We start from the raw sequence: 11,521 nt of genomic DNA, 5'->3' as shown, positions 1-11,521 counted from the left end.
TGTTGTGGAAATAAAAGATGTTGCTGGTTATAAACGGCCGTGAGGCCTTCCGTCTCGCTACGAGGCCGCCCGCGGATGGAACCGGAATGGGGTTCATCCACAGCCGTGACAGCTCGTGGCGTCCATCGGGATGGAGAAGGCGAACTCATCCGCTTTCAGCTCGACACCCCGGTCGACGGAAGCGCCAAAGTACTGATTTGCGCCTGAGGAAAAAATATCTTTTTGAAGCAGCGTGAGTCATCGTTCCGCGGCTCTACGTTCCACGGGGGTTCCACACCAAAAAATATTTTAGTCTTGCTTCCTCCAATAATTTAGTCCTCCTGAGTATATTCTTTGAATGACACTATAATTATTTTATTATCAGTGAATTACTACTTTGTTACTGGAGTGTGTGACGAAAAGGAAACAATTACGCCGCCGTAAATCAAGCACTTACAGGCACCGGACCAGAAAGCCCCAGAGAGGTTCCGGAAGAGGGCTGCCGGGATGGTTGACAAGAGGCGCCGGGAAACCTAACGTAGGCTGCATCATGGAACAGATGGGACAATCCGGGGAAACATGTTATTCCCTCTGCCGGGGCAAATTTTTGGAGCTCTTGAAAGCAGGAAGGTGGGAATACGTGCGCCGGGTCAATGCCAATGGAGCCGTCATGATCGTGGCCGTGACGGAGGACGGCGAATTGCTGCTGGTGGAGGAATACCGGGTTCCCCTGCATGCCCTGACCATCGGACTGCCTGCGGGCATCTCCGGAGATGAAGGGGAGGAAAGCACATTGCAATCCGCCCGGCGTGAGCTGGAAGAAGAAACGGGGTACCGGGCGGATGCCTGGACGTATCTGTTCACGGGGCCTTCCTCCCCCGGATTGACCACGGAAATGGTATCCTTCTACCTGGCGGAAGGGCTGCACCAAATATCGGAAGGCGGCGGGGTGGCTCATGAAAACATCACCGTGCACCGCATTCCTCTTCCGCTGGTGCATGGCTGGCTGATGGACCAGACAGGGCAGGGAAAAGTGGTAGACCCGAAAATCTTCATGGGCCTCTATTTCCTGTCCCGCTCTGTAAATGGCGTGGGACTGGAGGAATAAGGACGCCCTGCGCCGTAAACGTCCGGACGCATGGAGCGGCTTTGGCCGCAGGCCGTATGAAACGATTGGGGAGAAAGAACGATTCATCATCAATGATTTTTCTGGATGGAAAAGCGGGCTGCCGTCATAAAATGCTCCGGACCCATAAAAAAATCTGGACATTCTTTCCGATCCGGGCTAAATATCTCCCCGCTTTCCAGCACCAACCACTTAACGGCAGGGTAGCTCAGTGGTAGAGCAGAGGACTCATAAGCCTTTGGTCGGGTGTTCAAATCACCTCCCTGCTACCATTTTCATAAACCCCTTAAATCATTAGATTTAAGGGGTTTATTAATTTGGAAAATATACTTGCATATGTTTAGACAAACACCAAGATTAGTGGGAAAGGTGATTTTGAAGAGATATTTCATCGATTAAACCCTCCACATTCCACCAGAACTCTAAAGCTTTGGAGGGGAGCCAGTACTGGCTGCAAGGACTTCTAAAAAGGGGTTGTTATGAGGATGGCGAAATTGTAAGAAAAGGCGGGATGAGACATAGAAAATGATAATACTGTATTAGATGGATATTTTGCTTTTTTGAATAAAACTTGCCGGAGAATTATATGCGATTATGTATCTGTCTTTATGGCACGAGAACTGCTTTCCCATCCTCTGGTTGATGATATTCTCCATTTAATTCTTTCCGACGTACTCAAGTCATTACCGCAGTCAATGTTGCGATGATTTCCACTTACTCGGTGATCGGGCGAAGAACTGGGAATGAAAAGTTCTAGAGTCAGGAAGGAGACTATCCTACAGTAGGATGAATGCTATGTTCCGACAACGACAAGACTGTAATGAAAGGGAGTATGCTAAAAGAGAATAAACAAATTTCGGCTTCTAAGTATTACATTTATCTACTAGCACAGGAAGATAAGGCCCTGCTATTGGGTACTTAAGAGCTATAAATAGTAACATCGGTTCATTATTCAATAATAGATAAAATTTTTAACTAATGAAAATATAATTCAATTGTTATATGGAAATCATTTATCATTACCCACCAGAGTTGAATGCACTCGTCATTGAAGTTATACCGAAACTTTGCAAAAGCAAAAAAGATTTATTGACTTTTTTTCGAGGAGCAGGTGTGCCTTCTCGATTTTTAGAAATTTATCAAAGTCAGTTGATTATAGATAAAGATAGTTTTAATAAATATCATGTTGCACGTGAGGTTGTTGAGATGCTGAACAAAGCCGGAGAGGCATGTTTGAGGGAACGCCGTGAAATTTTAAAAAGAATTACGGAATTTGATGATTTTTCAGTTTGTTGGGAAAGTGATCAGCAGGCGGCTTATGGGCTGGTCGCACGTATACGGGACTTGATTAATCGCAAGGACTCTTTTACTCGCATAAATATTGAAAGGGAGCGAGAACGTGAAGCAAGATTACGTGAAGAACAGCGAAAAATAGAAGAAAAGAAGAAGAAATCAAAAGAGTTGCAAAAGATTCAACAAAAATTTAAGGCTCTTTTTCTTGAAAAAAATCCATGGAAAAGAGGAAAAGAATTAGAAAGTGTTCTGAATAGTTTTTTTGAATATAATGATATTCTTCTTTCTGAGGCAATTACTATCAAAGGAGACGAACAACAAGGAATCATTGAACAAATAGATGGTGTTATTGAATATAAAGGAAAAGTATATCTTGTAGAAGCGAAGTGGGAGAGTGAAACCTTAGGTAGAGAAAAAATAGCTTCTCATTTAGTTCGTGGTTACAATAGAGGGGGATGTGAAGGTGGAATATTTATTTCGTATTCTTCTTATTCTCCTGCTGCTATTGCTGATTGTAAGAATGCATTAGGAACAAAAGTTTTTGTTCTTTTTTCTTTAGAAGAAATATTTAAATGCATACAAAGAGATGGGAATTTTATTCCGATTCTTGATGAAAAAATAAATAGAGCTATTATATATAAACAACCTATTTAATTTAACTTATGTTATTCGCACAAAGTTTGTCCATAGCCCCGGCCTTCATGGCGGTACTGAATGTATAGGCATTCCACATCAACGTTGTACTGCCATCTGAATCCTTTGCATTAACATCGGCTTCTTTCTCTATGATAACCTTGACCGCGGAGCAGGGGTGTTTCTTTACTGCTTCGAAAAGATTGCGAATGCGTGTGCATACTGGGGTATACGGCGATTTTCCTTATTGAGGGCATGTCTGACCTGTGGGTGGAGGAGCGGTGCCCAAGCCATGCTCTTCTGAACCATCGCCATGATGTCCGGACAGACGTGCGCTTTGTTCATGCAAATTCGGAATAGCCTGGGTACAGGGTAACATTTCTTGCGGTGCGTTCTCAGGGAATCCCAATCTTGTGAGGGCGAGAGCTGTGAGGATAAGGTAGGGGCTGTTCATGATGAGGTGTTTGATGAAGATTAAGAGTCATGGTTTCCCGTTCAGCCCGATGAAGTAGGGCGGAGCGGGCGTATTAAGGTCTCCAATCAGCCAGATAAAGGGTCGGTCGAAGTGAATTTCCTTGATTTCTTCCAGGGGTATACAGCGCTCCTCTACAATAGCACTGGTTACTGCTGCTGCGATGGTTTCCTTTTCGTTCGTGATGACGCGGCAGCGTTGTACAACAGCGCTCACCATAAGCGGCTTGTCTGAAAATCGTCTGAAATCGGCCCGGTCAGAAAACATCGTTGACAGCCCCAGTTTTTTGAGTGGAGCCTTCAGGGACACAATGCCGCTGTCGAGATCCATCTTGGGCAGGAAGACGAGCACTTTTTGGTGTTTGGCTTGGGCGAGGGCCTGTCGAATGGCATTGTACTTCTGCACCGTGAGCGTTTGGGTAAAATCATGGGCGGAGGCCTTGGGCAGGATGCCGATGAAGAACCCCGCTTCCCCCTTGCGTCCCTGCGCATCGTAGCCGAAAGCGACCGCTTGCCAATCTTCACCCTCGGCATAGCGAAATTCGGTTTGCTGGAGCATCATCGGTACGGTGCAGGTCGTACCATCAGCACAGTGGAAGGGTGCTTTTTGTGTTACGTTGGGTTCAAAGGGACAGAGCCACTTTTCGCGCAGATAGATGGCGTTGAGTGCTACGAGGCGTGTATTGGTCGTGATGCTCTTATCTGTAACAATGCCCGGAATCATTCCATGCGTTTTCTTGCTTGCCCAGTCGTTAATGGCCTTTACCGCTTGGCCCGGCGATTGAGCAAAGGAAACGTGGTGGACGGGAACAGAGACTGGCTTGAGGGAGAACCCTTGATCAACAAAGAGCGCATCGGCAGACTGCACCTGAATGGCACTGGGAACTCCTTGTTTTCCTAAAAGAAGCTTATCCAGGGAGGAGTGCGTGTCTCCTGCGGCACCTTCGCGCAGCAGGAGCAAGAGGCGTTCCAGCGAAGCGGGGGACAAGGTGACGTTGCCCTGCTGCGTGCTTGCCATTTCGCGGAAGAGGTCAAAGGCAAAGACATCTCCGTGCTTTGAGGAGAGGGATACTTGCAGGAGGGGTGCAGGTGTGGAGGGCTCTTCAATGGCAGATGACGATGGATAACTGGCGAGGGCAATGGAAGCGAGGATGAGGGATAGGACTTTCATCATGATAGTATTGCTGTGACAGGCTCAAGGTCAGCGTTATGGAGGAAAACATGCCTCATGGCTCACTGCAAGACATGCGTTCCACCATCCTGTTTTTATCTAACAAAACGCGTCTTCCTGTAAAACCATTTCTACAATAAGGAATTAAACGATGATGCTTGCAGCCTCAAAGAGAGTTTTCAGCATTAACCCCGTGGAGGAGGTTTGAGCATGGGCATTCCCGGGCACAAGAATACCTGCGTGCTTTCAACGAGGAACGCCTGAAAAGCTCGGGGGAGAATAAAGGGAATTTTCTTTCCTCAAAATGCTTTTACGGAGACGAAATCGCCTCAGAACATACCCCAATCTTCCTCACGCAAGACAAGCCTCTCCATTCCTCCTTGAGTGCGTCAGAAGGGGAAGTTGATCTTCCATCATACTCGTATTCCGGAGAAAGGTGGCTCAAAACCTGAGTATGGGAGATAACAAGAGAGCCCGGTTGGACTATCTATTTTATTATTTCAGCCTGAGGCCGAAGACTCCGGATTTGCGTCCGCTGAGTTCCAGGGCGCGCAGGCGTTCCGGAGGGAGGCAGTCACGGGAGAATTCCGCGTAGTGCATGCGGTCCCGGAAGTAGTGAACGGCGCTCTGGGAAAGGGCGAAGATGAATTCCATGCCCATTTCCTCCGCTTTTCTTCTGGCGAATTCGCATAGCGTCCGGCCATAGCCGCGGCCTTCATGGCGGTGCTTGATGTACAGGCAGCCCAGTTCCGCGCTGCGGTGTTTCGGGTAGGGATAGACGGCAACGCAGCCCACGATGCTGTCGTCCAGGGTCAGCACGTAGTAGTCATCCATTCTGGCGGCGATGTCTTCATAGTTCCGGTTGACCAGCTTGGAATCCACCACGGAGCGGGCGATCATGGAGAGGAGCTCCGGAATGTCCTCCTCCTTTAAGGGGCGTATTTCCCGGTAGGAGTCCGTGTGGACCATGGTGCCTACGCCTTCTTCCGAGAAGAGTTCCTCCACCAGTACGCCTCGCATTTTTCCGTCCAGCAGGTGTACCCGGGGGATTCCCGTCCGGCAGGCCTCAGCCGCCTGGTCCAGTAGTTCCCGGTGGGTTATTTCTCCTTCCAATCCCGCCACTTCCGATTCCAGAATGGCGGCAATGGGGCGTCCGTCACGGGAGGGAACCTTATGGTCGTTGAGCAGGGCGATGTACTTGGAGGCCCCCAGGCTGAATGCCATACGGACGGATTCCGGGTCAAAGGAGCCGGAACGGCCGGAGGCCACCACAGGGATCTGATGCCTCCCCAGGATTTCCCGGACTCTTTCCCGGACAAGCTGACCGCCTTTCAACGGCACTTCCACCAGGGCGGAGCGCATTTCACAAACGCGCGTGTGTTCGTACAGCGCGGAGGCGTCCGTTCCTTCCACTATCAGCACTGGCCTGACGCCTATTTCCTGAAGAGCGTCCAGGTCCAGCAATGCGTCCACCAGCTCTTCGGAATCCACCAGGGGGCGTTCCACATGCACGGCAAAGATTTTGTCCCTGAAGTACGGGACGTACTCCAGCACGGAACGGACGTTGGTGGATTTGTTGGGAGGGAGCGTGGTCAAGGGCGGCCCGGAAGCTTGAAGACGGAGGGAACGGCTGTACCCGTTTCCTCCGTCCTGTAAGTGATGCGTAGTGTTTTAGAACGTGCGGGTATCGGCGGAATCCCGGTTGTCCATGGTTTCCGCGAAGTCCTGGGAGTCAAGAGTGACGGCGATTTCTTCTTCCTCACCGGCGGCAGGCGTTTCCGCCGGCGCCTGGGCGGCTCCCTCCTTGCGGAGCACGACGCTGACCTTGCGCCTGGGCATGACCAGCTTGGGTTCCGCCACAGCGGGCTGGTAGCCTTCCCCAATGGTGGTGGCGTCGGAAATGACGGCTGGAGCTTCTTCCTGTTCCGGCTGTTGTGCGGACTGGTGTTCCCGTGCACGGGAGACTTGTTCCCGCAGGGCGGAGAGCAGGTCGCTGGGCATGCCGTCAAAACCTATTTCCGGCAGGTTGGCGCCGTCTTCCTGATTTTCATCGGAAGAATCAAACTGGGGCAGGCTGGCCAGGAAGTCTTCAAACGCATCCAGGTTGGTGGTGCTCTTGAAGAGGTTGCCAATGGCTTCCCCCTTGATGCTTTCCATCAGGGTAACGAACAGGTCGTAGGCTTCAGACTTGTATTCCACCAGGGGATCCTTCTGGCCCTGGGCGCGGAGGCGAACGCCTTCCCGCAGAGAGTCCATGTTGTACAGGTGCTCCTGCCACATTTTGTCAATAGCCCCCAGGATGATCTGGCGTTCCATGTGGTCCAGGTATTCCGGACGTTCGCGGGAAGCCTTGTCTTCATAAGTGGCCTTGACCTTGTCAATGAGGAAGGCGATGGTGTCATCCATCTGGCGTTCTTCCAGCTTGGCGGCGTCCGCTGTCAGTCCCAGTGGGAAGGAGGAGTTCATCCAGGCGAGCAGTTCGTCCGGATGAGTCAGGCCTTCCGAGTCCGGATCCAGGAATTCATGGGCGCGGGTGGCGATTACTTCTTCCAGGATGTCGTAAATCATTTCCCGCGGGTTTTCCGTGGAAAGCACTTCATTCCGGTAGCCGTAAACGATTTCACGCTGCTTGTTCATGACGTCGTCATAGTCCAGCACGTGCTTGCGCCACATGTAGTTGCGCTGTTCCACGCGTTTTTGGGCGGATTCCACGGATTTGTTCAGGAAGCTGTGTTCCAGGGCTTCGCCGTCGGCTACGCCCAGGCGTTCCATCATCTTCGTCATGCGTTCCGCCGCGCCGAAGTTGCGCATCAGGTCGTCTTCAAAGGAGATGAAGAACTGGGAGGCGCCGGGGTCTCCCTGGCGGGAGCAGCGGCCGCGCAGCTGGCGGTCAATGCGGCGGGATTCATGGCGTTCCGTACCCAGGACGAAGAGGCCGCCGAGGTCGGCCACGCCTTCGCCAAGCTTGATGTCCGTACCGCGGCCCGCCATGTTGGTGGAGACGGTGACGGCTCCGCGCTTGCCGGCCAGCGCCACGATTTCCGCTTCGCGCTGGTGGTTTTTAGCATTCAGCACTTCATGGGGGATTTTGGCCCTCTTGAGCATGCGGGAGAGCGTTTCAGAGGCGTCCACGCTGGCCGTGCCAATCAGGATGGGCTGGCCTTTATCATGGAGTTCCTGAATTTTGTTGATCACCGCGTTGAATTTTTCACGGCGGGATTTGAAGATGAGGTCGTTCTGGTCCTTGCGGATGCAGGGGCGGTTGGTCGGGATGGGGAGGACGTCCAGCTTGTAAATGTCATGGAATTCCGCAGCTTCCGTTTCCGCCGTGCCGGTCATGCCCGCCAGTTTTTTGTACAGGCGGAAGTAGTTCTGGATAGTGATGGTCGCGTAGGTCTGGTTTTCACGCTCCACTTCCACGCCTTCCTTGGCTTCCACGGCCTGGTGCAGTCCGTCGCTCCAGCGGCGCCCCGGCATTTCGCGGCCCGTGTTCTGGTCAATGATGATAACCTTGCCTTCCTTGACGACGTATTCCACGTCTTTTTCGTAAATGCAGTAGGCTTTCAGCAACTGGGAGGTGGTGTGCAGGCGTGCTCCCGTTTCATCAAGCTGCTTGGTCAGTTCATTCTTGCGGCGTAGCTTGTCCTTTTCCGTCATGCGGGGGTCTTCATCCATTTCCGCAAAGGCGGTTCCCAGGTCCGGCAGCACGAAGTCCTCCGGGTGGCCGGGGGAGATGACTTCACGGCCTTTTTCCATCAGGTCGGCGTCGTGGGTCTTTTCATCCACGGTGAAGAACATTTCCTCCTTCAGCTTGTAGAGTTCCTTTTTGCGCGTATCCTGGTAAAGGGTCAGTTCATATTTTTCCACGATGCGGCGCAGCTCGGGATCCTGCATGGCGCGCAGGAAGGCGCGGTGGCGGGGCTGGCCTGTCTTCACCTTGAACAGGCAGCGGCCCACTTCTTCCGTGCGGCCTTCTTCCTGGGCTTTCAGGGCCTGCGACATGAGCTCGTTGCAAAGGTCCGTCTGCGCTTTCACCACGCGTTCAATGGCGGGGCGCAGGGTATCGTACTGCTGTTCCCGGGTGACGACCGCGGGACCGGAAATGATGAGAGGCGTACGGGCTTCGTCGATAAGGATGGAGTCCACTTCGTCCACAATGGAGAAGTAGTGCCCGCGCTGCACCTGCTCGGATTTGGAGGTCGCCATGCCGTTGTCGCGCAGGTAGTCGAAGCCGAATTCGGCGTTGGTGCCGTAAGTGATGTCGCAGGCGTATTGCTCCCGGCGAAGCTGGGAGGGCATCATGCTCTGGATGCAGCCGACCGTCAGCCCCAGGAACTGGAAGAGCATCCCCATCCATTCGGAGTCGCGGCGCGCCAGGTAGTCGTTCACGGTCACCACGTGCACGCCCATGCCGGTCAGCGCGTTCAGGTATACGGGAAGGGTGGCGACAAGCGTTTTGCCTTCCCCCGTGGCCATTTCCGCAATGTAGCCGCGGTGCAGGGCGATGCCGCCCAGCAGCTGCACGTCAAAGTGGACCATGTCCCACAGTTGTCTTTGTCCGCAGATATCGCGTTCTTCCCCGCAGAGCAGCCGGGCGCCGTGTTTGACGGCGGCAAAGGCTTCCGGCAGGATCTGGTTCAGGTAGCGTTCGCGCAGCTTGTCAAACTGGGGGGTGATGTTATTCCAGGCGGCCTTCCCCTCTTCAATGGAGGCGGGAGTGGCTTCCACCGTGGGGAGGGCGGCAAATTCGTCTTTCAGGGATTCAAAGCGTGCGTTCAGCTTGGCGGCTATTTCCTCCAGCTCTTCCCTGGGAGCGGCTTCCACAATGCGCACGGGGGGAAGCTCCATGGGGAGGAAGCGGTGAAGATAGCCCTGCCATTCCTTCGTTTTTTCAAGCAGGAAATCCTGACCCTTGCCGTTCCATGATTCTTCAATGGAGACGATTTGTTCCACAATGGGGCGCAGACGGCGCACTTCACGCTGGTTTTTGGTACCGACAATCTTGGTTAGAATCCACTTAATCATCTTTGTCTTGTTGAAAATTGACGAGGTAGAGTCGCTTTCAGCGGTCTAAGAATCGAAAAATACTAGCGGCTGCCGGAAGAATTGCAAGCACGGCCCTCCATTTGCTTTGATGATGACGTAATAGGTTGGATTTGGGCGGCATCATTCTGTCTTCCTTCCGTTTTTCCTTGCCTCTCCCTTTTCCCTGTAGGAGTGTATAGGGGAAAGGAGAGAATGAGCATGTACGGAGTATTCCATTCCGCCGGGCTGGCCCTTTTTCTGCCGGCTGTTTGCATGATGGCCGGTTGCCAGGAAAATGGCGCCGTAAAACAGCAGGAAGTGAATTTGCTGTCCGAGGGGATTGATGAGGACGGCAACCTTTTCATGCATTTTGAACTTGATTCCCATTACCACGGGGATTTGTATGCGGAAGTTTCCATGAAGGGGAATGAAATGCGCATTGCTCTGTATACTCATTCCACTCCCGGAGCTTCCCGGAAGGTGCCTTATGCGGACGGTTACAGGCTTGTTGTCCCATGGCCCGAGGGAACGGATTCCGTGGATATTACCCTGTGCGGAATAAATTTGGGAGGGTGGGAGAAACATAAATAGTAATGGAGGGAGGTTCCGTTCAGAGACGTTTTTGTTATCTGAATGTTAACGGAAATTCCTGTGTGGAGGCGCTTGTTTGTGGTATGAAGGCGGAATGAAGCCTCTTTTGGGGATGGGATGTGCGGTGCTGGCCGTTTGCGCCGTCGGCTTTTCAGCGTACCGCATCCTGATGGAGAAGATGCCCGATGAAATTCGGGGAACGCGCCTGGTGATGGAACATGACGCTTCTTACCTGCCGAAGGCGGGCATGGTGCGGCTGGAAAATGCCGGATTTTCCAGCATGGTTCACGGGTTGGAGAACGGGGGGAAGTTTTTCTCACTGGCGGAGTGCATCGTGGAGGCGCGGCAAAAGGATATTCTGGATGATATGCTGGATAGGGTAGATCCGCAGCGTTCTTTGCGTTTCCATGTGATTTGCAACGCTTCCGGCGCGATGAAGGAAACATGGCTGGACGATGGAGGGAACGGGGAAAACGCCGTCCTCATCAACCGATGCATGGCCGTTCTGGGAGCCTATTGGCTCTTGCGCCGTTATTGTGATGATGAACAGCTGTTTTTCAAATGGATGAGGCTTTCGTTGAGGAACAGGAAAACGGCGTTTCTGGATGATTCCGTGGAATACCTGTTTCCCTGGCTCAGGCCGGACCGGGAACAATATGTTCATGGAAAGTGGATTTCGGATATCGAATCCGTCACCTATTATTGTTATCCTTTGGAAGAAAGGGGAAAGAGTTCTCTTCCTTCCCCATTCATGTACGCGGTTACGAGCCGGAAAAGGTTTTCTTCCGTCTCCTTGGAGATTCGATGCTCCGCGTTGAAAGGAGCATTGATAGACGTGGAGATCAAACAGGACAGCCAGATGATTCGTGCCGGAAGGGCCGTGCTCATCCGGATTGATGGGAACGATCATGGCCGGTCTTATTCATGGAACAGGCGCCCCGGAAAAATGTTGCCCGTGCGGCTGCCTTCCATGGAGATTCCGGAAGGCGGTCCTCCGGCCATGATACTTCCGGTTCCGGAAGACTTCCGTTCCTGTCCGGAGGAGGAAATTTTGCCTGCATTAATTGAAGAATGCCCGTGCATGAGCATGTAAGCCGGCGCTTGAGCACTAGGCATGAAACGGGAGGCGCATGCCATTGCATTCCGGCTGCGTCATACATGGAAAGAGGCAGACGATCAGTTGGGAAAGAGGATAAACGTAAACTTTTTTTTGGCCGGTTTTGTTGTGGAAC

Annotated in this window: 7 protein-coding genes and 1 tRNA gene; 5 read left to right on the top strand and 3 right to left on the bottom strand. The window is 52.3% G+C overall.

Features of this window, described 5'->3' with window-relative positions; all coding sequences use genetic code 11:
- The first annotated feature begins 529 nt into the window (after positions 1 to 529).
- The 3 genes from J5W70_RS12705 (at position 530) to J5W70_RS12695 (ending at position 3,052) form a co-directional block, all read left to right on the top strand.
- Positions 530 to 1,087 carry an NUDIX hydrolase gene (locus J5W70_RS12705; RefSeq protein WP_022397092.1) on the top strand — a complete coding sequence of 186 codons (558 nt, stop codon included), beginning with the start codon at positions 530 to 532 and terminating at the stop codon, positions 1,085 to 1,087.
- Between the two features lie 215 nt (positions 1,088 to 1,302).
- Positions 1,303 to 1,377, top strand: a tRNA-Met gene (locus J5W70_RS12700).
- A gap of 730 nt (positions 1,378 to 2,107) precedes the next feature.
- Entirely contained in the window at positions 2,108 to 3,052 is a 945-nt protein-coding gene (locus tag J5W70_RS12695) for a restriction endonuclease (RefSeq protein WP_022397093.1), read from the top strand.
- A 460-nt stretch (positions 3,053 to 3,512) separates the two neighbouring features.
- Here the strand turns inward: J5W70_RS12695 and J5W70_RS12690 are convergent, their stop codons facing one another.
- From J5W70_RS12690 to secA, 3 genes are all read right to left on the bottom strand, one after another.
- A complete protein-coding gene (locus J5W70_RS12690; protein WP_022397094.1) occupies positions 3,513 to 4,676 on the bottom strand; it encodes a serpin family protein in 1,164 nt (387 codons plus the stop codon).
- A gap of 492 nt (positions 4,677 to 5,168) precedes the next feature.
- Positions 5,169 to 6,269, bottom strand: coding sequence for a GNAT family N-acetyltransferase (locus J5W70_RS12685; RefSeq protein WP_215832856.1), 1,101 nt, complete (start codon positions 6,267 to 6,269; stop codon positions 5,169 to 5,171).
- Between the two features lie 75 nt (positions 6,270 to 6,344).
- On the bottom strand, positions 6,345 to 9,698 hold the full coding sequence (gene secA / locus J5W70_RS12680; protein ID WP_022397096.1) for a preprotein translocase subunit SecA: 3,354 nt from the start codon (positions 9,696 to 9,698) through the stop codon (positions 6,345 to 6,347).
- A 219-nt stretch (positions 9,699 to 9,917) separates the two neighbouring features.
- Here secA and J5W70_RS12675 point away from each other — a divergent pair, with 219 nt between their 5' ends.
- Positions 9,918 to 10,289, top strand: coding sequence for a hypothetical protein (locus J5W70_RS12675; protein WP_146019206.1), 372 nt, complete (start codon positions 9,918 to 9,920; stop codon positions 10,287 to 10,289).
- A 94-nt stretch (positions 10,290 to 10,383) separates the two neighbouring features.
- The gene (locus J5W70_RS12670) at positions 10,384 to 11,382 is read left to right on the top strand and encodes a hypothetical protein (protein WP_022397098.1); all 999 of its coding nucleotides are present in this window, start codon (positions 10,384 to 10,386) and stop codon (positions 11,380 to 11,382) included.
- The last annotated feature ends 139 nt before the right edge of the window (positions 11,383 to 11,521 follow it).

Origin of the sequence: Akkermansia massiliensis (assembly GCF_018847375.1) — a bacterium.
GTDB lineage: Bacteria > Verrucomicrobiota > Verrucomicrobiia > Verrucomicrobiales > Akkermansiaceae > Akkermansia > Akkermansia massiliensis.
The sequence above is the reverse complement of the archived record's forward strand: the minus strand, read 5'-3'. Positions and strand labels throughout refer to the sequence as shown.

What these genes read in the sequence shown, in the direction of transcription:
- secA (WP_022397096.1), bottom strand. Translation starts at nt 9,698, where the DNA reads ATGATTAAGTGGATTCTAACCAAGATTGTCGGTACCAAAAACCAGCGT.
- J5W70_RS12670 (WP_022397098.1), top strand. Translation starts at nt 10,384, where the DNA reads ATGAAGCCTCTTTTGGGGATGGGATGTGCGGTGCTGGCCGTTTGCGCC.
- J5W70_RS12675 (WP_146019206.1), top strand. Translation starts at nt 9,918, where the DNA reads ATGTACGGAGTATTCCATTCCGCCGGGCTGGCCCTTTTTCTGCCGGCT.
- J5W70_RS12705 (WP_022397092.1), top strand. Translation starts at nt 530, where the DNA reads ATGGAACAGATGGGACAATCCGGGGAAACATGTTATTCCCTCTGCCGG.
- J5W70_RS12690 (WP_022397094.1), bottom strand. Translation starts at nt 4,676, where the DNA reads ATGATGAAAGTCCTATCCCTCATCCTCGCTTCCATTGCCCTCGCCAGT.
- J5W70_RS12695 (WP_022397093.1), top strand. Translation starts at nt 2,108, where the DNA reads ATGGAAATCATTTATCATTACCCACCAGAGTTGAATGCACTCGTCATT.